The sequence below is a fragment of the Enterobacter sp. JBIWA003 genome (assembly GCF_019968825.1).
GTDB lineage: Bacteria > Pseudomonadota > Gammaproteobacteria > Enterobacterales > Enterobacteriaceae > Enterobacter > Enterobacter quasiroggenkampii.
Genome location: NZ_CP074170.1, coordinates 1,924,176 through 1,944,562, shown reverse-complemented (window position 1 = coordinate 1,944,562; position 20,387 = coordinate 1,924,176). Strand labels below are relative to the sequence as shown.

The 20,387-nt window shown below is 53.8% G+C and carries 23 protein-coding genes; 12 read left to right on the top strand and 11 right to left on the bottom strand.

Annotated features, from left to right (window positions below; all coding sequences use genetic code 11):
* The first annotated feature begins 118 nt into the window (after window positions 1-118).
* The 3 genes from yeaG (at window position 119) to KGP25_RS09235 (ending at window position 4,011) form a co-directional block, all read left to right on the top strand.
* Entirely contained in the window at window positions 119-2,053 is a 1,935-nt protein-coding gene (gene yeaG, locus KGP25_RS09245; protein ID WP_008500713.1) for a protein kinase YeaG, read from the top strand.
* Window positions 2,054-2,127: 74 nt separating this feature from the next.
* Window positions 2,128-3,411 (top strand): YeaH/YhbH family protein, encoded by a 1,284-nt coding sequence (locus KGP25_RS09240; RefSeq protein WP_032651499.1) that lies wholly within the window; start codon window positions 2,128-2,130, stop codon window positions 3,409-3,411.
* 99 nt (window positions 3,412-3,510) lie between these two features.
* Window positions 3,511-4,011 (top strand): YbaK/prolyl-tRNA synthetase associated domain-containing protein, encoded by a 501-nt coding sequence (locus KGP25_RS09235; protein WP_008500735.1) that lies wholly within the window; start codon window positions 3,511-3,513, stop codon window positions 4,009-4,011.
* 20 nt (window positions 4,012-4,031) lie between these two features.
* Here the strand turns inward: KGP25_RS09235 and yoaI are convergent, their stop codons facing one another.
* The gene (gene yoaI / locus KGP25_RS09230) at window positions 4,032-4,136 is read right to left on the bottom strand and encodes a small membrane protein YoaI (protein ID WP_010430055.1); all 105 of its coding nucleotides are present in this window, start codon (window positions 4,134-4,136) and stop codon (window positions 4,032-4,034) included.
* A 145-nt stretch (window positions 4,137-4,281) separates the two neighbouring features.
* Here yoaI and KGP25_RS09225 point away from each other — a divergent pair, with 145 nt between their 5' ends.
* Entirely contained in the window at window positions 4,282-4,728 is a 447-nt protein-coding gene (locus KGP25_RS09225) for a DUF441 domain-containing protein (RefSeq protein WP_008500737.1), read from the top strand.
* Here the strand turns inward: KGP25_RS09225 and KGP25_RS09220 are convergent.
* Window positions 4,712-5,503, bottom strand: a complete 792-nt coding sequence (locus tag KGP25_RS09220; protein ID WP_282441167.1) for a helix-turn-helix transcriptional regulator — start codon at window positions 5,501-5,503, stop codon at window positions 4,712-4,714. The genes KGP25_RS09225 and KGP25_RS09220 overlap by 17 nt on opposite strands.
* Before the next feature lie 99 nt (window positions 5,504-5,602).
* Here KGP25_RS09220 and KGP25_RS09215 point away from each other — a divergent pair, with 99 nt between their 5' ends.
* Window positions 5,603-6,790, top strand: coding sequence for a CynX/NimT family MFS transporter (locus KGP25_RS09215; protein WP_048027504.1), 1,188 nt, complete (start codon window positions 5,603-5,605; stop codon window positions 6,788-6,790).
* A gap of 31 nt (window positions 6,791-6,821) precedes the next feature.
* Here KGP25_RS09215 and KGP25_RS09210 read toward each other — a convergent pair whose 3' ends face one another.
* Complete coding sequence (locus KGP25_RS09210; RefSeq protein ID WP_048222585.1) at window positions 6,822-7,529, bottom strand: CTP synthase; 708 nt, start codon at window positions 7,527-7,529, stop codon at window positions 6,822-6,824.
* Between the two features lie 101 nt (window positions 7,530-7,630).
* Between KGP25_RS09210 and KGP25_RS09205 the strand changes: the two genes are divergently transcribed.
* Window positions 7,631-7,975, top strand: coding sequence for a DUF488 domain-containing protein (locus KGP25_RS09205; RefSeq protein WP_223540294.1), 345 nt, complete (start codon window positions 7,631-7,633; stop codon window positions 7,973-7,975).
* Here KGP25_RS09205 and KGP25_RS09200 read toward each other — a convergent pair whose 3' ends face one another.
* Window positions 7,976-8,281, bottom strand: a complete 306-nt coding sequence (locus tag KGP25_RS09200) for a periplasmic protein (RefSeq protein ID WP_045910231.1) — start codon at window positions 8,279-8,281, stop codon at window positions 7,976-7,978. It lies immediately after the preceding gene.
* An 80-nt stretch (window positions 8,282-8,361) separates the two neighbouring features.
* Window positions 8,362-8,616, bottom strand: coding sequence for a DUF333 domain-containing protein (locus KGP25_RS09195; RefSeq protein WP_045910230.1), 255 nt, complete (start codon window positions 8,614-8,616; stop codon window positions 8,362-8,364).
* 309 nt (window positions 8,617-8,925) lie between these two features.
* Here KGP25_RS09195 and KGP25_RS09190 point away from each other — a divergent pair, with 309 nt between their 5' ends.
* On the top strand, window positions 8,926-9,954 hold the full coding sequence (locus KGP25_RS09190) for a sensor domain-containing diguanylate cyclase (protein WP_032664129.1): 1,029 nt from the start codon (window positions 8,926-8,928) through the stop codon (window positions 9,952-9,954).
* 45 nt (window positions 9,955-9,999) lie between these two features.
* Entirely contained in the window at window positions 10,000-10,098 is a 99-nt protein-coding gene (locus tag KGP25_RS09185) for a YoaK family small membrane protein (RefSeq protein WP_014883431.1), read from the top strand.
* Window positions 10,099-10,227: 129 nt separating this feature from the next.
* Here the strand turns inward: KGP25_RS09185 and KGP25_RS09180 are convergent, their stop codons facing one another.
* The 3 genes from KGP25_RS09180 to KGP25_RS09170 all read right to left on the bottom strand — a co-directional run bounded on the left by KGP25_RS09180 (window position 10,228) and on the right by KGP25_RS09170 (window position 13,932).
* A complete protein-coding gene (locus KGP25_RS09180) occupies window positions 10,228-10,476 on the bottom strand; it encodes a GlsB/YeaQ/YmgE family stress response membrane protein (RefSeq protein WP_008500746.1) in 249 nt (82 codons plus the stop codon).
* 285 nt (window positions 10,477-10,761) lie between these two features.
* Window positions 10,762-12,234, bottom strand: a complete 1,473-nt coding sequence (locus KGP25_RS09175; RefSeq protein ID WP_223540546.1) for a sensor domain-containing diguanylate cyclase — start codon at window positions 12,232-12,234, stop codon at window positions 10,762-10,764.
* A gap of 177 nt (window positions 12,235-12,411) precedes the next feature.
* On the bottom strand, window positions 12,412-13,932 hold the full coding sequence (locus KGP25_RS09170) for an EAL domain-containing protein (RefSeq protein ID WP_223540293.1): 1,521 nt from the start codon (window positions 13,930-13,932) through the stop codon (window positions 12,412-12,414).
* A 236-nt stretch (window positions 13,933-14,168) separates the two neighbouring features.
* Here KGP25_RS09170 and KGP25_RS09165 point away from each other — a divergent pair, with 236 nt between their 5' ends.
* The gene (locus KGP25_RS09165; protein WP_223540292.1) at window positions 14,169-15,668 is read left to right on the top strand and encodes a cyclic diguanylate phosphodiesterase; all 1,500 of its coding nucleotides are present in this window, start codon (window positions 14,169-14,171) and stop codon (window positions 15,666-15,668) included.
* 290 nt (window positions 15,669-15,958) lie between these two features.
* Here the strand turns inward: KGP25_RS09165 and KGP25_RS09160 are convergent, their stop codons facing one another.
* The 3 genes from KGP25_RS09160 to icd all read right to left on the bottom strand — a co-directional run bounded on the left by KGP25_RS09160 (window position 15,959) and on the right by icd (window position 17,954).
* Window positions 15,959-16,204: a YmjA family protein gene (locus KGP25_RS09160; protein WP_223540291.1), complete on the bottom strand. Its 246-nt coding sequence runs from the start codon at window positions 16,202-16,204 to the stop codon at window positions 15,959-15,961.
* A gap of 74 nt (window positions 16,205-16,278) precedes the next feature.
* Window positions 16,279-16,626, bottom strand: a complete 348-nt coding sequence (locus KGP25_RS09155; RefSeq protein ID WP_126534335.1) for a DUF1304 domain-containing protein — start codon at window positions 16,624-16,626, stop codon at window positions 16,279-16,281.
* Between the two features lie 77 nt (window positions 16,627-16,703).
* Window positions 16,704-17,954, bottom strand: coding sequence for an NADP-dependent isocitrate dehydrogenase (gene icd / locus KGP25_RS09150; protein WP_008500752.1), 1,251 nt, complete (start codon window positions 17,952-17,954; stop codon window positions 16,704-16,706).
* Between the two features lie 117 nt (window positions 17,955-18,071).
* Between icd and rluE the strand changes: the two genes are divergently transcribed.
* From rluE to mnmA, 3 genes are read left to right on the top strand one after another with little or no spacing between them, the layout of a single operon-like run.
* A complete protein-coding gene (gene rluE, locus KGP25_RS09145; RefSeq protein ID WP_045910226.1) occupies window positions 18,072-18,725 on the top strand; it encodes a 23S rRNA pseudouridine(2457) synthase RluE in 654 nt (217 codons plus the stop codon).
* 9 nt (window positions 18,726-18,734) lie between these two features.
* Complete coding sequence (locus tag KGP25_RS09140; RefSeq protein WP_045910225.1) at window positions 18,735-19,208, top strand: NUDIX hydrolase; 474 nt, start codon at window positions 18,735-18,737, stop codon at window positions 19,206-19,208.
* Window positions 19,209-19,248: 40 nt separating this feature from the next.
* On the top strand, window positions 19,249-20,361 hold the full coding sequence (gene mnmA, locus KGP25_RS09135; protein WP_021241033.1) for a tRNA 2-thiouridine(34) synthase MnmA: 1,113 nt from the start codon (window positions 19,249-19,251) through the stop codon (window positions 20,359-20,361).
* Window positions 20,362-20,387: the final 26 nt, after the last annotated feature.

Here is a 20,387-nt window from a genome sequence, read left to right as displayed (position 1 = left end):
GACCTGGCACACAGGTTGCTGCTCTGGCAGTGAGGTGCGAGAGATTCTCTTCCGGGAGCCTCCACTACTCATACGAACGGCTCTTATCCTGTGCTAAAAAACGAAAGGACGGCATGCCATGAATATATTCGATCACTATCGCCAGCGCTATGAAGCTGCCAAGGACGAAGAGTTCACACTGCAGGAGTTTCTTACCATCTGTCGGCAAGATCGCAGTGCCTATGCCAATGCGGCAGAACGGCTATTAATGGCTATTGGTGAGCCAAACATGGTTGACACTGCCCTGGAACCCCGGCTTTCCCGTCTCTTTTCGAATCGGGTGGTCGCCCGATACCCGGCGTTTGAAGAGTTCTATGGTATGGAAGATGCCATCGAACAGATTGTCTCCTACCTGAAGCATGCCGCTCAGGGTCTGGAAGAGAAGAAACAGATCCTCTATTTACTCGGCCCCGTGGGCGGCGGTAAATCCTCGCTGGCGGAACGCCTGAAGTCGCTGATGCAGCGCGTGCCTATCTATGTGCTGAGCGCCAACGGCGAGCGCAGCCCGGTGAATGACCATCCGCTGTGCTTGTTCAATCCGCAGGAAGATGCGCAGATTCTGGATAAAGAGTACGGCATCCCGCGTCGCTACCTCGGCACCATCATGTCCCCGTGGGCGGCCAAACGCCTGCACGAATTTGGTGGCGACATCACCAAATTCCGCGTGGTGAAAGTCTGGCCGTCGATCCTGGAACAGATCGCCATCGCCAAAACGGAACCCGGTGATGAGAACAACCAGGATATTTCGGCGCTGGTTGGTAAGGTCGACATCCGCAAGCTGGAAAACTTCGCGCAAAACGACCCGGATGCCTACGGCTACTCGGGCGCGCTGTGCCGGGCTAACCAGGGGATTATGGAATTCGTCGAGATGTTTAAAGCGCCCATCAAGGTGTTGCATCCGCTGCTGACGGCGACTCAGGAAGGAAACTACAACGGGACGGAAGGTATCTCTGCCCTGCCGTTTAACGGGATCATTCTTGCCCACTCGAACGAATCTGAATGGGTGACCTTCCGTAATAACAAAAACAATGAGGCCTTCCTTGACCGCGTGTACATCGTCAAGGTGCCTTACTGCCTGCGGATCTCCGAAGAGATCAAAATTTACGAGAAACTGCTTAACCACAGTGAGCTGGTGCATGCGCCGTGCGCACCGGGCACCCTGGAAACGCTGTCACGCTTCTCCATCCTTTCGCGCCTGAAAGAGCCGGAAAACTCCAGTATCTACTCGAAAATGCGCGTGTATGACGGTGAGAGCCTGAAGGATACCGATCCGAAAGCGAAATCGTATCAGGAATACCGCGACTACGCCGGGGTTGATGAAGGGATGAACGGTCTGTCCACGCGCTTCGCGTTTAAGATCCTCTCCCGCGTCTTTAACTTCGACCATGCGGAAGTGGCGGCCAACCCGGTTCATCTGTTCTATGTGCTGGAGCAGCAAATTGAACGCGAACAGTTCCCGCAGGAGCAGGCTGAACGCTACCTTGAGTTCCTGAAAGGTTACCTGATCCCGAAATACGCCGAGTTCATTGGCAAAGAGATCCAGACGGCCTACCTGGAATCCTATTCAGAGTACGGGCAGAACATTTTCGACCGTTATGTCACTTACGCTGACTTCTGGATTCAGGATCAGGAGTACCGCGACCCGGATACCGGCCAGCTGTTTGACCGTGAATCCCTGAACGCGGAGCTGGAAAAAATCGAGAAGCCTGCCGGGATCAGCAACCCGAAAGACTTCCGTAATGAGATTGTGAACTTCGTCCTGCGCGCCAGAGCGCATAACAACGGGCGCAATCCAAACTGGACCAGCTACGAGAAACTGCGCACGGTCATTGAGAAGAAAATGTTCTCCAATACCGAAGAGCTGCTGCCGGTGATCTCGTTTAACGCCAAAACCTCAACCGATGAACAGAAAAAACACGACGATTTTGTCGACCGTATGATGGAAAAAGGCTACACCCGCAAACAGGTCCGCCTGCTCTGCGAATGGTACCTGCGCGTGCGTAAATCGTCTTAAAACAAGTGCCCGGCGGCGGTTAGCGCCTGCCGGGCCTACAAAATGCAAGTTGGCAAATGCAGTACGGGGGGTATATGACCTGGTTTATTGACCGGCGTCTTAACGGCAAAAACAAGAGCACGGTAAACCGCCAGCGCTTCTTGCGTCGTTATAAAGCGCAAATTAAACAGTCTATCTCCGAGGCCATCAACAAACGCTCGGTGACCGACGTCGACAGCGGCGAGTCTGTCTCCATCCCCACCGATGACATCAGCGAACCGATGTTTCATCAGGGGCGAGGCGGCCTGCGCCATCGCGTACACCCAGGTAATGACCACTTCGTTCAGAACGACAGAATTGAGCGCCCTCAGGGCGGCGGCGGTGGTTCAGGAAGCGGTCAGGGACAGGCCAGCCAGGACGGTGAAGGCCAGGACGAATTTGTCTTCCAGATTTCGAAAGATGAATATCTCGACCTGCTGTTCGAAGACCTGGCGCTGCCGAATCTGAAAAAGAATCAGCATCGTCAACTTAATGAATATAAAACCCACCGCGCGGGCTATACCGCCAACGGCGTGCCCGCCAACATCAGCGTCGTGCGTTCGTTGCAGAATTCGCTGGCGCGACGTACGGCCATGACGGCAGGCAAACGTCGCGAACTGCGCGAGCTGGAGAGTAGCCTGAAGGTGGTGGAAAACACGGAACCGGCGCAACTGCTGGAAGAGGAGCGCCTGCGTAAAGAGATTGCAGAGCTGAGGGCGAAGATCGAACGGGTACCGTTTATCGACACCTTCGACCTGCGCTACAAGAACTACGAAAAACGCCCTGAGCCCTCCAGCCAGGCGGTGATGTTCTGTCTCATGGACGTGTCCGGCTCGATGGATCAGGCCACCAAAGATATGGCGAAGCGTTTTTATATCCTGCTCTATTTGTTCCTGAGCAGAACCTATAAGAACGTGGAGGTGGTCTATATCCGCCACCACACCCAGGCAAAAGAGGTGGATGAACATGAGTTCTTCTACTCGCAGGAGACCGGGGGCACCATCGTCTCGAGCGCGCTGAAGCTGATGGATGAAGTGGTCAAAGAGCGCTACGACCCGGCGCAGTGGAATATTTATGCCGCGCAGGCGTCGGATGGCGATAACTGGGCCGACGACTCGCCGCTGTGTCACGAGATCCTGGCGAAGAAAATTCTGCCGGTCGTGCGTTACTACAGCTATATCGAAATCACCCGTCGCGCGCACCAGACCCTGTGGCGGGAGTATGAGCATCTGCAGGCGATGTTCGATAATTTCGCCATGCAGCATATCCGTGACCAGGATGACATTTATCCGGTGTTCAGGGAGCTGTTCCACAAGCAGTCTGCTACCAGCAACGCATAAACCAACAGCCAGCGAACCCGCTGGCTGTTTTCTTTCGACCCTGTTCATCCCGTGCTAATGTAGAAGGCTGCATACTGGATTATCACCGGGAAAATCGTTATGACTGACGACGTTATAGGAACAGGAACCCACCAGCAGCTCATTACCTTACTTACCGAGCAGGGCGCGCGTTTTCGCGTCATGGAGCACGAGGCGGTCGGGAAATGTGAAGCGGTAAGTGAAATTCGCGGAACCGATCTGCGGCAAGGCGCCAAGGCCCTGGTCTGCAAGGTGAAGGGAAACGGCGTAAAAAAACACGTTCTGGCGATTCTGGCCGCCGACCTGCAGGCTGACCTGAGCCAGCTTGCCAGCCATTTTGGCGGGCTAAAGGCCTCCCTCGCCAGCCCGGCCGAAGTCGATGCCCTGACCGCTTGCGTTTTCGGCGCTATCCCGCCCTTTAGCTTTCATCCTGACCTGGCACTGGTTGCCGACCCGCTGCTGTTCGAGCGCTTTGACGAAATCGCGTTTAACGCCGGCCTGCTGGAGAAATCCGTGATTATGGATACCCAGGATTATCTGCGCATCGCCCGTCCTGAGCTCGTCACCTTCCATAAAGCGTAACTGCGATGGCTGACGCCCTGTCAGCCTTTTCGTTCCAGAAACAGCACGGAGGCAACGAGAATAACGGCAATAGCGAAAAACGATGAGGAGATAATCAGCGTTTCCACAAACATGTGATCGTTCATGATGGCGACCCCTTTTGCGATATCTGCTTTCGTTTTAATCCGCGTAAATGACAAGGTTATGACAACGACAAAATCTTTTTAACCCTGTTCTCTGCCGCGTTTGCGCGTACAGTAAACAGAACAATTTTTCTGGCAAGGATTCCCTATGTTTGACCCTACTCTGCTCATTCTTCTGGCACTCGCCGCGCTCGGCTTTATCAGCCATAACACTACCGTCGCCATCTCGATTCTGGTGCTGATTATTGTGCGCGTGACCCCGTTAAATACCTTTTTCCCGTGGATAGAAAAACAAGGCCTCACCATCGGGATTATCATCTTAACCATTGGGGTGATGGCGCCGATTGCCAGCGGTACCCTTCCCGCCTCAACGCTGCTGCACTCGTTTGTAAACTGGAAATCGCTGGTGGCGATCGCGGTGGGGATTTTTGTGTCGTGGCTGGGCGGTCGCGGCGTCACGCTGATGAGCAGCCAGCCCTCGCTGGTGGCGGGTCTGCTGGTGGGCACCGTGCTGGGCGTGGCGCTCTTTCGCGGCGTGCCGGTCGGCCCGCTGATTGCGGCTGGCCTTGTCTCGCTGTTTATTGGGAAGTCGTAGTCAGGCTGGCCATATAACGCGCCGGCGTCTGGCCCAGCCCCTTCCTGAACATGGTGATAAACGCGGTGGTCGAGTCATAGCCCAGTGACTGGGCCACCTGCTGTACCGATTTCCCGCCGATCAGGTGCTGTAATGCCACAATCAGCTGCAGCTGGTGGCGCCAGCGGCGAAAGCTTAAGCCGGTCTCTTTCACCACCAGCCGCGCCAGATTGCGCTCGCTCATGGCGAAGTGGCTCGCCCACTGCGTTAGCGTCTGCCAGGCGGCGGGCTCTTCCGCCATATTCTCGCTCATCAGCCTGATTTTGGGATGGGGCGACACGGGGAGCTGCAGATGCTCCTGACGCTGGAGCGGTAGCTCGTCAAACAGCACGTCCACCAGGCGCGACGTGGTCGCAAGAGAGAGCTGCTCACGCGATTTTTCCGCCAGCGATAAAATCAGCTCCCGCACCAGAGGGGAGATTTTCAGGGTACAGCAGCGCTCGGGCAGGCTGACGGCCCCCGGCTCAATAAACAAAAAGCAGAGCTGCGCGCCCGGCGTGGCCCTGTTGCTGTGCGGCATCTGGCCGGGGATCCAGACGGCATACTGAGGCGGCACCATCAGCATCGCATTTTCCACTTCGCAGGTAATTGCGCCGCCGAGAGCCAGAATCAGCTGCCCCTTACGGTGATGATGCCGGGGAATATACTGTTCCTCCGCCACCACCTGAATGCGAAATGCGACTGCCGCATCGTGCTGGCTATCTGGATCGTAGCCTTCCAGTCCCAGACCAATCATCAGTTTGTCCGATATTAGCGATAAACTATCATTTTAGCCTGATTTCAACCGCTGAGAAAATCGGTATTGTGTGCGCTGGCTTGAACGTATGAGAACATAATGACTACTGCTATTCGCACCTCAGGAAAACACGGCGCGCTGTTGATTGCAGGCATCCTGATGATTGCCACTACGCTTCGCGTCACCTTCACCGGCGCAGCGCCGCTGCTTGATACCATTCGTCTTGATTATGGCTTAAGCACGGCGCAAACCGGTCTGCTGACCACCCTGCCCCTGCTGGCTTTCGCCCTCGTCTCGCCGCTCGCCGCAGGCGTTGCCCGGCGTATCGGCATGGAGCGCAGCCTGTTTATCGCCCTGCTGCTGATTTGCGCCGGGATTGCCGTTCGCTCACTGCCCTCCGCCGCTTTGCTTTTCACCGGAACGGCGATCGTCGGCTGCGGTATTGCGCTCGGGAACGTGCTGTTACCCGGATTAATTAAGCGTGATTTTCCAGGCCAGGTGGCGAAGCTCACCGGCGCCTATTCCCTGACGATGGGCGTCTCGGCGGCGTTTGGCTCAGCGATGATCGTTCCCCTTGCACAGGGGAGTGCGGGCTGGCATGGCGCGCTGCTGATGCTGATGGCGTTTCCGCTGGTCGCATTGCTGCTCTGGCTGCCGCAGTGGCGACAGAAACACGTCGCAACGGTAACGGGCGCAGGCGCGCTGCATAACCGCGCGATCTGGCGCTCGGCCCTCGCCTGGCAGGTCACGCTCTTTTTGGGGATTAACTCGCTGATTTACTACGTCATCATCGGCTGGCTGCCGGCGATACTGCTGAGCCACGGCTACAGCGAAGCGCAGGCTGGCTCGGTGCACGGTCTGTTGCAGCTGGCCACGGCCGTGCCGGGACTTGCCGTTCCGCTGATCCTCCACCGTCTGAAAGACCAGCGGGCGATCGCAGGCGCGGTGGCGCTGATGTGCGCGATAAGCGCGGCGGGATTATGGTTTATGCCGGGCATGGCGGTGATGTGGACGCTGGTGTTTGGCTTTGGCACAGGGGCAACGATGATCCTCGGCCTGACGTTTATTGGTCTGCGCGCCAGCACTGCACACCAGGCGGCGGCGTTGTCCGGCATGGCGCAGTCGATTGGCTATCTGCTCGCCGCCTGCGGCCCTCCGCTAATGGGGAAAATACACGATAGCGCGGGAGACTGGCGGATCCCGCTTCTGGGCTGCGCGCTGGCCGCCGTGATAATGGCCCTCTGCGGCATCTTAGCCGGGCGAGACCGGGAGATCGCGCCCCGTTAAACAGTGTGGCAGACCCTCGGGTCTGCCTTTTTTATCCGCGCGCCGCGCGCAGCATCGCCTGTACCAGCACGACCGGACGTCCTTCCAGCGCAGCACGCTCGTGCTGGAATAAGGTGATCACGAAGAACGGGTGCGTGACCAGTTCCGCGGCACGGATTTCACCCTGATCGTCCCAGCCCGTCACATGCATATCTCCGTTTTCCAGCGCCTGTGCAAACGCTGGAGACACGCCATAGTTACAGTGATACCCCTCTTCAATTTCCGGCTTGCCGTACGCTTTGGCGATCAGCGTATTCCTGCGCAGTTCAATCGCATCGGTTTTTTCCACCAGCGAGCAGGTCAGCGGCGCTATCACCATGGTGCCTTCGGTATCCGTCTCAGCGTGTGCCGCATCAGCCCAGCCCAGCACGTTTCGGGCATACTCAATCAGCGCATGCTGGAACCCGCCGCAGGTGCCCAAGAACGGGATGCTGTTTTCACGGGCGTAGCGCGCGGCGATAAAAGCGGCCTCGGTGTTTTTGTAGGGGCTGGCAGGAACCAGCCAGATGGCATCGTAGCCCACCAGATCTTCAGAGCTTGTCAGCTCCGTCGTGGCCAGCCAGTCGTAATCGGCGGTGAGGTCAAGCACTGCGGCGGCGTCGTCAATGGCCAGCGGGATCGCCTGATGCGCAATAACATTGGGATTGTAATCGCCAACCAGCGCAATGCGCAGCGTCGTTTTAACCGGGAGGTGTTCCATGAAAGGTTCCTTATGCCAGAGTATTATTAGATAACATAAGGAACCTCAGACTACCGATCTTTTGCAATTATCACAATACCTTAAATTGGGAGGGTGAAATCATGATTCAGTGCAAACGGGTCTACGAACAGGCAGGCTCTGATGACGGCTATCGGATACTGGTGGACAGGCTGTGGCCGCGCGGCGTTAAGAAAACGGACCTCGTGTATGACGAATGGTGTAAAGCGCTCGCGCCCTCAACGGAACTACGCAAGGCCTTTCATAGCGAAACGATTGATTTCACCGCCTTCAGCCAGGCCTATCGGGAAGAGCTGGCGCAGCAGGCTGACGAGGGCGCGCGTCTGGCGACGCTGGCGCGCAGGCAGACCATCACCCTGCTCTTTGCTGCCAAAAACACGGAGCAAAATCACGCCCTGGTCTTAGCCGACTGGCTGCGCCATCTGTGATCAGCCGATCGTTAGTTCATCCAGAATTTGCGGCGCTTCATCCGGGGTGAGCGGCATCAGATGTTCGGCGCGGACAAACGCAAAGCCGTGCTGATTATCGAAGGCGTAGACATCACCCGTCACCAGCCAAAGCGCGCGATCTGCGGTGGTCGGTAATTGCGTCATCACGCCGTTGACCGGGTTAACGAAACGCAGGCCTGGCTGGCAAAGGCCAAACAGCTCAACAGATTTACCAATATTGCGACGGCCTGACGCCGTGCGGGCACCCACGATCATCGCCATGCTGCCCGGTTTTAGCTGAAACATACTTCTCTCGCGGAAACGAACGCCAGAAACTGGCTAAGATTAATCCTAAAGAGAAGTGTATCGCAGGCGGTATCCGTCTGTCACCTGGTGGGTTGCGGATGATCGCGACGATAGAGCGTCCATTCATCGATCACTTCCCCGCCCGGTAATTTGCACTCGGTGCGAACGCCCTGCGGGCTTTGAACCGGGATCTGTTCCCCACCTTTCTCCAGGCAGTAGACGGAGGCCGGGTTCGCCATACCGATAACGTGCGGCGGTTTCGGCGCATCGGGTGGCGTGGTTTTTGCGGTGCAGGCGGCCAGGGGAAGCGCCAGCGTCAGAAGCAGAAATCTCATCTCATTGATCCTTTTGACGTCATTACACCCTAAGGGTAACGGGTCATCGCCGCGTTCTCCATGATTTCTCCATTTTAACTGCACTTTTCAGCACTATAGTGTGGCATGTTCTCGATATGACCAGAGAACATCATTCCGTAATCAAGATGTCTTTGCCCCGGTCTCAACAACGGGGCTTTTTTTCTCGCCTGCTCCCCGCTTCCTGCATATATTAAATTTTCTGTATTCATGTTTTACTATGCCTGAAGCCTAAAAACTCAGCATAACATGCAGATGCAGACGTCTTCTGCCTGGGAGTCATTCTACGTCATGTCGGACCTTATCCTCGCTCGCGTTTCAGAAACCCTTGCCACCGAGCAATCCCTTGAAAGCCTCGTTCGCCAGCTGCTGGAGATGCTGGAAATTGTCACCGACATGGAGTCGACTTACCTGACGAAGGTGGATATCGAGGCGCGGCTGCAGCACATCCTCTACGCCCGCAACAGCAAACAGATGACGATCCCGGAGGGGCTGAGCGTCCCATGGGATGAGACGCTGTGCAAACGCGCGCTGGATAGTGACACGATGTTCAGCAATGACGTGCCCGAACGTTGGCCCGAGTGTGAAGCTGCAAAAGCGCTTGGCATTACCACCTACATGAGTATTCCTGTCCATCTTGCGGATGGTTCACTTTACGGAACGCTCTGCGCCACCAGCACGGCCAGAAAGCCGCTGAGCGAGCGCGCTGAACAGGTGCTGAAGCTCTTCGCCGGGCTGATTGCCCAGTCCATTCAGAAAGAGTCGCTGGTGACCCAGCTTCGCGAAGCCAATGCGGCCCTCATCGCGCACTCTTATACGGATGCCCTTACCGGTTTACCCAACCGTCGCGCCATTTTTGAAGATCTGACTACCCTCTTTTCTCTGGCCCGGCACCTGAAGCGTAACGCCATCATCGCGTTTATCGATCTGGATGATTTCAAGCTGATTAACGATCGTTACGGCCACGAGGCTGGCGACCAGTTCCTGATAGAAGTGGGCAAGCGTTTGACCGAAGAGAAACAGCAGGACGATATTATTGGTCGTCTGGGCGGGGATGAATTTCTGGTCGCGTCGCTGAGCCAACCCCACCAGGACGGGGATAACGCGCAGCTTACGCTGCTCAAAACGCGCCTCAGCGCCTGCATCGCCGGCGAATACTGGCTCGGCAGCGTTCATATTATTTATCCGGGCGCCAGCTTCGGTGTGATCGAAGTGGACCCTGCCGCAACCGATCCTGACAGCGCGTTACGCGCTGCGGATGTAGCGATGTATCAGGATAAGAAAGGAAAAAGCAAAACACGCTTTCTCACTATGGATTAACCCCGTACACTCTACGGCGTTACAGAAACCGAAACAGGTGATGGTATGAGAATAGGGATCCTCTTCCCGGTCGTTATATTTATAACGGCGGTGGTTTTTTTAGCGTGGTTTTTTGTTGGCGGCTACGCGGCGCCGGGGGCATAAATGCGGAAGACAACCGTCATTATGCTGATCGTTGCCATTGCAGCGTTTGCCGGCACGCAGCTTGGCTGGTGGTAAACCCAATACGTAAAAAGGCCGCCATCTGGCAGCCTTTTTCAACGCTTTCAGAACTTAGCTTTTGATCTTTCTGTAGATAAACAGCACAACCAGCGCACCGATCACCGCGACGGCGAAACTGCCGAAGTTAAAGCCATCGACCTTGCCAAACCCGAACAGCGTACTGATCCAGCCGCCGACTACCGCGCCGACAATACCCAGTATTACGGTGACGATAAACCCACCGCCATCTTTGCCCGGCATGATCCACTTCGCCAGAATACCCGCAATAAGCCCAAAGATAATCCAGGATAAAATTCCCATAACTTTCCTCTCTGTATGGTTTTTGTCATTAAATCAACGACACAAAAAAGAATAGCACAGGATTCCAGAAAGGAAATTTGTGATAAGCATCACAGTGAGAGAGTGCGTCATTCTTCATCAACAAAAAGAACGGGCCACATGAACTGTGGGGTTGCATCTTTTATTGAGAAAGATTATCTTTCTCAACACTGAATAGTTGAGAGAAACACTCAGGTATTCAGTACGACATTGCTCACATTGCTTCCAGTATTTTTTGCCCACTCCTGAGTGGGCTTTTTTTTTAGCTCATCCCCCAACAAACGCGTACCGGTTACGTCCCGCGCGTTTCGCCTGATAGAGGGCCTGGTCTGCGGCAATAATGATATTTTGCTGGCTGCCCGCGATGTCGACGGCACGGGCGGTAGAAATTCCGACGCTTACCGTCACCCGGCCGAAGGGGCTAAAGGCATGGGCGATTTGCAGCGAGAACACATTGCGAATAATCGTCTGGGCCAGACGAAGCGCCTCCTGAATATCCGTATCCGGCAATATCAGCGCAAACTCCTCTCCGCCGTATCGCGCCACAAGCTGATTATCACGGGTAAGGCTCTCCCTGAGGCTGTTTCCAAGCATAGCCAGACACCGATCCCCTTCCGGATGGCCGTAGTTATCGTTGTATTTTTTGAAGTAGTCCACGTCCACGATCAGTATCGAAATCGGGGCGTCATGCGCGGCACACAGAGCGATGTCCGAGAGGATTTTTTCATCAAAGACGCGGCGATTGTACAGCCCGGTCAACGCATCTTCTGAGGCAATAATCTTCAGCGCTTTGTTATCCCGTGTTTTACGGGACAGGTCGGAATAGAGGAAGTATGACGCGACGATGAGTATCGCCGTGAACACGAAAATGAGTACCGCCAGCTGAATCGCCTGCTTGCGCCAGGGGGCAAGAGCTTCATCAATGCTAACCGCCACGGTAGTGACCAGTCCGTAGCGTCTGTTTTTCTCATAGGCATAAATGCGCTCGATTTTATCAAACCGTGAGATGGAGCTGGCTATCCCCGTATTTTGTACCTTGAGATATTTCCTGAAGAGCGGTGAATCAGAAACAATCGTGCCGATATAGGTATTTTTAAAGGGATACCGGACCAGCAGCACGCCTGATTGCGTCGTTAAGCCGATGACGCCCGAGTGACCGATATTAATCTGCCCGTAGAGCGCCAGAAAATTTTCGATACCCAGCGTCACCACCACCACACCGTTAAATGCCCCGGTCTGGGTTTCAAGGCGCCGGCTGATGGTGATAACCCATTTGCCATTGGTTCTGCTTACCACCGGCTCCCCAATAAAAATCGCCTGATTTTTATTTTCTTTGTGATAGATAAAAAACTCTCTGTCCGAGCCTTTGCGTGGCCCCGTAAAACTTTCATGCAGCGCGGTAAAGATATCGCCCTGAGCATTGTAAACAACCACATTATTAATCTGGGTAAGAAGGTTATCCTGATTATTGATCATGTGCTGAATATTGGTCGCCTGCTGCGGGGTCATGCCATAAATTTCGATTATGTCGGAAACGGTAGTAATTAACATTTCACTCTGGCGCATGATCCCTTCAGTATAGACATCAAGGGTATGGCTCAGGTTAGCGACGCTGGTATTAATTTGCTGGATTGACTGCTGTCTGGACGTGGCAATTTGGACAGCAAGCGCCAGCGAGATGATCAATGAGACAATGATGACGGTAATGGTTGTTGTGTAAAAAGTATTTTTCACATGCACGAGCTTTTCCACCTTATCACGCCTGATATCCCTGGCTGACAACTCTTGTCACTGTAACAAAGCTCAGGATAAGAGGAAAATGAATTGCACTTAAGCATACAACAGAAGCTCGTCTTTATTTTGTTTTTCACCGCCTGGTAACCGGCGCTATTCCTGACGCTCAGCAACGCCCGCGTTTTACACCGTCACGGTCTCCCTGGGCTTAGATAAAATGACTTTAATAAAATCGATATAGGAGACGGGCTTACCAAAATAATAACCCTGCAGCAGGGTAATCTCATTACGGTTGAGATACTCCAGCTGCTCTTTCGTTTCTACGCCTTCGGCCACGATCCGCAATGAAAGTTTTTTCGCCAGGTCAATAACGCAGTCCAGCAGGATCGTTGAATCCTTCTCCTCTGATACCCGGTTAACAAAGCTTTTATCAATTTTAATATAATCTATGGCAAGCGCATTGAGACATGACAGCCCGGAATACCCTGTACCAAAATCATCCAGTGCTATGACAAAACCGGCGTTATGCAGCGCGTTGAGGTTTTCCACCAGATGAGGATTATCGATCAACGGTTCACGTTCGGTCACCTCAAGCACCAGCTTCACGGCTTTACCCTGAAACCCCTTGCCGAAGATTCGGCAGTCACCGATGAAAGAAGGGGCATTGATGTGTCTGGCGCTGATGTTCACCCCGATATGGAACCCGTCCGGCAGCTTAGGCAGGAGCGGCTTAAGCTGTGTGACCACTTTCGCCATCAAGCCTTTGGTCAGTGGAATAATCAACCCGCTACGTTCAGCTATCGGGATAAAGACGTCCGGCGGGATAAAGCCTGACTTAGGATGCTTCCACCTTGCCAGGACTTCAACACCGTATAACCCGCCGGTATCGCCGTTCACGATCGGCTGGTAATAAGGCACGATCTCTCCCTGCAAAATGGCCTTACGCAAATCGTCTTCGAAGGTAGTGCTTTTCCCCTTGTAGCGGCGGATCAAAATGCCCACCGCCATGGATAGCGCGAGAATCAGCAGAATCAGGCTCCATCCCTGTTGCAGTAGCCGCGTCAGGCTAAAAAAGGCAGGCGGTTGCCAGGCCAGACTGAAGGGGAAGTGCGAAGAGGTCGTCAGTGACCCCGCCCACGAGGCCGCTTTCCAGCCGGTCACCTCACCGTTGCGCGTAAACATCCTGTCGCCGACAACCAACCCCAGGTTAACGCTGTTTGATGCGTTCGCGATGACGTCCTGCAAATGCGCATCACTGACGCTGACGATGACGCGCCCTCCCGCAATGGGCATCTGGAAGACAAGCACCGGGATGCCGTTCACCAGTCGGTTACCGGGTAGCAGCATTAATTTTTGTTCAGGTAACGTCTCCGGATGCACAATCAAAACGCCATTCCCGGGAAGGGAAGTACAGATGATTTTTCCCTGCTGCTGGATCATGATGGCGCGCAGATGCGGTTTTAACGCGGCTTCTGTCCCCAGCGCCAGCTGTCCGCTGCTGCTACAGCCCTGCTCCGCAACGCGCTTCGCCGTGCTGGCCGCACTGACGGCTTCCGACAGAATGTTTTCTATTTTCTGAGTGCTTACCGTGGCGGTATGAACATTATTCATTTTCGCCATCTGCCATAACTGCCAGTTAATAATCAGTATGCCGATCAGAAAAAGAAACAAGGCACTGAGAACAGGGATCATCACGTTACGCACGATGTTTTCCTTAATAGAATAAACAAGCATGGAGGATCGGAAAGAAGAACCCGTGGTTTACCCGGCGTTGCTTATCACAATGAAAATAGCTTAGCTGAGAATTATCTTAAAAAACTGATGCTTTCGTATGAGTTCACCCGCCCAAATTTGCTCACCCGACGTGACTATCAGGCTTGTGCCTTGCCCTGGCTGTGTTAAGCTTTGTGAAATCAGGGAGCGGACAGGATAACTGGAAAATGAAAAAGCGCATTGCCGTTGCGATCGTTTCAACGCTTCTGGTCATCCTGTCTCTTTATGCGGTCAACGTGGTTATCATCGGTCAGCAAAAAACCAAACAGCTTGAAATATCCCAAACCCTTTTACATTATTCAGAAGATCTGTCCCAAAGCGTGGCGCTGGGCCTCAAAAGCATAACGACGCAGGGATGTGATAAAGCCAGCCTTGATAGCTACAGGCAAATAAAGCTTAATAACCTCTATTTCAGCGATATCGGTTTTATCGAAAAGGGAAAAATTGTCTGTACCGCTTTTTGGGGTAAACTCGCGACGCCCGTTCCACTTCCTGCGGAACTGCATAAAACGCCGAGAGGTTTTCTCCTGGCGCAGTTTTCCAGAAAAGACTTTTTCACCGGCAATGCGGCTATTTATAATAATATTATTATCTTCACCTCCCGCTATGCTTACGATAAATTTACCCCGGTAACCGCAAGCTATTCTCTGAGCGCCACCACGAAGGACTTTGGCCGGATCTTTTTTTCAGCCGCCCCTGAGCTGAAGCCGCGGAGCTGGCTGCATGCGACATTGTTCACCCTGACCATTACACAGTGCAGCGCCTTGTGGGATCTATGCGTGATAGTAAAACACCACGATGCGGGACTGGCCTCGCTCCCCCCGTTTATCTTTACGTTTCTCGCGGTCATACTCTTTTTTATCTGGGTCGCGATAACGTTATTTATCTTCCGTCTCTATGAAGACCGTTATTCGCTGGAACGCACGCTGATCAAAGCCGTAATAACGAATACCTTCAGCGTTAATTATCAGCCCATTATTCGTATTCGCGATCAAAAAATCGTGGGTGTCGAAGTTCTGTCGCGATGGCGCGATCAAAAGCACGGAGACGTCTCGCCGGAGCTGTTCATCCCATTAATTAAAAAAATCGGTCTGTATAAAAAATATTACAGCAATATTATCGCGAAGTCCCTTTCAGAAATTGCCCCGCTGGCGATTAAGCATCAGCTGATCGTTTCAATCAACGTTGGGCGAAAAGAAATTGAAGATGGACAGTTTATTAACATTTTGCGTCGCGAGTGCTTAGCCAATCGCCTCCCCCTTTCCCTGATGAAGGTCGAGCTTTCCGAGAAAGCCGTTTCCGCGGCGGGTATCCTCGAGGAGTTCTGTCAGGAACTGAAGTCGCTTGGCGTTAAAATTTCAATCGATGATTTTGGCGTGCAAAATTCAAATCTGGCTCGGCTGTCGCAGCTTGAATATGATGAAATTAAAATTGATAAGTCGCTGGTGGATGGCGTCAGCGAGCATTATAAGCAAAATATCTTTGTTATCTTCAGCGATGCCCTTGCGAAGTTAAATAAAACCCTTGTTTTCGAGGGCGTGGAAAATGAAATTCAGTATCGCTTCATTGCGGACAGATATCCCGATGCCTTGATCCAGGGATGGTATTTTTCAAAAGCACTCACCCGGAGCGAACTGGCGAAGCGACTCACCGGCGTCGCCCCGTAATCAGAAGCCTGCCATGCACGTTTTTTTACGCTCAGGCGTTTCCATTTTTTCCGCCAAAACATATAGTCGTCATATTCAGACGGTAGATTACCCTGAAGCACACTCTTATTTTGGTTAAAAACGTGAAATTATCCTTACTTTTTCCAGTGGTACTGTTCTTTCTGATCGTTATTTTCGCGCTGTTTATTGATAAACCCGCTTCGCCTATTCTGCGGAAAAAATGCATGTGGTCCGATAGCGTGATGCTGAGCTGTATCGCAAAGCATCAGCATAACGGTTTCTAAGGCAGGCTATTCATTTCCCCACTGATTGAGGAAGTTCGCAACATCATCAATGCGACCCGCACGGATCCCGGCTTCAGTGGCCATCTCCTGCTGGGCTTCCTCGCTGATCTCCTCATTATTCGCTAAGCGGGTGAGCAGCAGCTGGAAATAGTGTGCCAGCGCGTCGCGCTCTGACTCCGCAACTGGCTCTGCGGCTTCCGTCGCGTACTCGTCGGCAATGTCATAATATTTCAGTGGGATGTCGTTGTGCATAACAGTCTCGTCTCAGGTCAATAAAGGTAACGTCACGAGTATATCGGAGGCGTTATCTCAACCAAAGCATTGCTTCAGAGGAGTAACGCAAGCAGCGCTGCGAGCGCGGGTATGGCCTGCACATACAAAATTTTACGGCTGGCGGTGGCTGCGCCAAAAAGTCCGGCGATCAGTACACAGGTCAGGAAGAAGATGGCTACCTGAATCCCCTTTTCGCCGAGCCAGAGGCTCCAGAGCAGACCGGCTGCCAGAAAACCGTTATACAGCCCCTGATTCGCGGCCAGCACGCGGGTGTCGCGCGCAAAATCAGGACGCAGATTAAAGGCCTTGTGCCCTGTTTTGGTATTCCACAGGAACATTTCCAGCACAAGAATGTAGAGATGGATGAGTGCAACGACAGCGATAAGGACAGTGGCTAACATCGAGTTGTCTCCCGCAGGCAGGGGCAAAAAAAACGGGAACCCTCAGGCCCCCGCTCTTGTTTAACCCAGAATCTGGATTACATGTTCGCGATAATCGCGTCGCCAAACTCTGAACATTTCAGCAGCTTAGCGCCTTCCATCAGACGTTCGAAATCGTAAGTTACGGTTTTCGCGTTGATCGCGCCTTCCATACCTTTAACGATCAGGTCTGCGGCTTCGAACCATTCCATATGACGCAGCATCATCTCTGCGGACAGGATGATAGAGCCTGGGTTCACTTTGTCCTGACCTGCGTATTTAGGTGCAGTACCGTGGGTCGCTTCGAACAGGGCGCACTCGTCACCGATGTTCGCGCCAGGGGCGATACCGATACCGCCAACCTGCGCTGCCAGGGCGTCAGAGATGTAGTCACCGTTCAGGTTCATACAGGCAATCACGTCGTATTCTGCAGGACGCAGCAGGATCTGCTGCAGGAACGCATCGGCGATCACATCTTTAATGATGATCTCTTTGCCGGTGTTCGGGTTTTTGATCTTCTGCCATGGGCCGCCGTCGATCAGCTCACCGCCGAACTCTTCTTTCGCCAACTGGTAGCCCCAGTCTTTGAACGCGCCTTCGGTGAACTTCATGATGTTGCCTTTGTGAACCAGGGTCACAGAGTCGCGGTCGTTGGTGATCGCATATTCGATGGCCGCGCGCACCAGACGCTTGGTTCCTTCTTCGGAGCACGGCTTAATGCCGATACCGCAATGCTCAGGGAAGCGAATTTTCTTCACGCCCATCTCTTCGCGCAGGAATTTAATCACTTTTTCTGCGTCAGCAGAGTCCGCTTTCCATTCGATACCCGCGTAGATGTCTTCTGAGTTTTCGCGGAAGATAACCATGTCGGTCAGTTCCGGGTGCTTCACCGGGCTTGGGGTGCCCTGATAGTAACGAACCGGACGCAGACAGACGTACAGGTCCAGCTCCTGACGCAGAGCTACGTTCAGAGAACGGATACCGCCGCCGACTGGCGTCGTCAGTGGGCCTTTAATAGCAACACGGTAGTCGCGGATCAGGTCCAGCGTTTCTGCTGGCAGCCAGACGTCCTGGCCATAAACTTGCGTCGATTTCTCACCGGTGTAAATTTCCATCCAGGAAATTTTACGCTCGCCTTTGTAGGCTTTCTCAACAGCGGCATCAACCACTTTCAGCATTGCCGGGGTAACGTCTACACCGATACCGTCGCCTTCGATGAACGGAATAATCGGATTGTGAGGAACGTTAATCTTGCCGTTTTGCAGGGTGATCTTTTTACCTTCCGCCGGAACAACTACTTTGCTTTCCATTAACCTCTCCTTCGAGCGCTTCTGGTTGTTACTGATCTTATGTTAATAAATTGTAATGAGCCCTTCGATAGTACCTGATTGTCCGACGCCATGAAAGGTCTTCGTTATTAGGCTATAATGCGGCAATTGATAACGCCTGAAAATACCATGAAGAAAACTTCTTTTACAAAACACCGGGTTGAGCGATTCAGCTCCCGACAAGCCGCCAGACGACCGCAAGAAACCCAGCCAAAGCGGGTGATTCTGTTCAATAAACCTTACGATGTTTTGCCGCAGTTCACCGACGAAGCCGGACGCAGCACGCTAAAGGACTACATCCCTGTTCAGGGAGTCTACGCGGCCGGGCGTCTGGACCGGGACAGCGAAGGCCTGCTGGTCTTAACCAACGACGGCGCGCTGCAGGCGAAGCTCACGCAGCCGGGAAAACGCACCGGCAAAATTTACTTCGTCCAGGTCGAAGGCGAGCCGGACGAAGAAACGCTGGATAAATTGCGCAAAGGCGTCACGCTAAACGACGGTCCCACCCTGCCGGCAGGTATTGAACGCGTGAATGAACCGGAGTGGCTGTGGCCGCGCAATCCGCCGATCCGCGAACGCAAATCCATTCCGACCAGCTGGCTCAAAATCACCCTTTATGAAGGCCGCAACCGTCAGGTTCGACGGATGACCGCGCACGTCGGCTTCCCTACCCTGCGTCTGATTCGCTACGCTATGGGTAACTACACCCTGGAAACGCTGGCAAACGGTGAATGGCGAGACGTTACCTTTTAAGGAGTCACTATGTTTAAACCTCATGTCACGGTTGCCTGCGTGGTCCACGCCCGGGGTAAATTCCTGGTTGTCGAAGAGAGCATTAACGGCAAAGCACTGTGGAACCAGCCAGCCGGACACCTTGAAGCCAATGAGACCCTTCTTCAGGCCGCAAAACGCGAGCTATGGGAAGAGACCGGCATTCACGCTGACCCCCAGCACTTCATCCGTATGCACCAGTGGATTGCACCCGATAGCACCCCTTTCCTGCGTTTTTTATTTGCCGTTGAGCTTAGCGAAACGTGCGCCACTGAGCCGCAGGATGACGATATCGACCGCTGTCTGTGGGTCACCGCCGACGAGATCCTGAACGCGCGAAACCTGCGCTCGCCGCTGGTTGCGGAAAGCATTCGCTGCTGGCAGTCAGGCGCACGCCTGCCGCTGGATGTCATCGGCGCTTTTAACTGGCCGTTTACAGAGGGTGCCAATGGTGGGGGGGCGTGATAGAATACGCCGCCTTGAAGTTCAATGTCGTGAGTATTCCATGTCAGATAATAGCCAAAAAAAAGTGATCGTCGGCATGTCCGGCGGTGTCGATTCCTCCGTTTCCGCCTACCTGTTACAGCAACAGGGCTATAAGGTGGAGGGCCTGTTCATGAAGAACTGGGAGGAAGATGATGGCGAGGAATACTGCACTGCCGCTGCGGATCTCGCCGATGCGCAGGCCGTATGCGATAAGCTCGGCATTGAACTGCACACCGTTAACTTTGCCGCAGAATACTGGGACAACGTGTTTGAACTGTTCCTCGAAGAGTACAAAGCGGGCCGCACGCCGAACCCGGATATTCTGTGCAATAAAGAGATCAAATTTAAAGCCTTCCTGGAATTCGCCGCGGAAGATCTGGGCGCAGACTACATTGCGACCGGTCACTACGTGCGTCGCGCAGACGTGAATGGCAAAAGCCAGCTGCTGCGCGGTCTGGACGGCAATAAAGATCAAAGCTATTTCCTCTATACGCTGAGCCACGAGCAAATCGCCCAGAGCCTGTTCCCTGTCGGCGAGCTGGAAAAGCCGCAGGTGCGTAAAATCGCCGAAGAGCTGGACCTGATCACCGCGAAGAAAAAAGACTCTACCGGTATCTGCTTCATCGGCGAGCGCAAATTCCGCGATTTCCTCGGACGTTACCTGCCCGCACAGCCGGGAAAAATTGTCACCGTCGACGGGGAAGAGATTGGCCAGCATCAGGGGCTGATGTACCACACCTTAGGCCAGCGTAAAGGCCTGGGTATCGGCGGGACGAAAGAAGGTAGCGAAGATCCGTGGTACGTGGTCGACAAAGATGTCGAAAACAATATTCTGGTTGTTGCTCAGGGTCACGACCATCCGCGTCTGATGTCCGTTGGCCTGATCGCGCAACAGCTGCACTGGGTCGATCGTGAGCCGCTAAAAGGCACGCTGCGCTGCACGGTGAAAACACGCTACCGTCAGACCGATATTCCTTGCACCGTTACCGCGCTCGATGACGATCGCATTGACGTGCGCTTCGACGAGCCGGTCGCCGCCGTCACCCCGGGCCAGTCTGCTGTCTTCTACAGCGGCGAAATCTGCCTGGGCGGCGGGATCATTGAACAGCGCCTGCCGCTGCCCGCTGTTTAACAGCGATTGCACACATAAAGGAGACC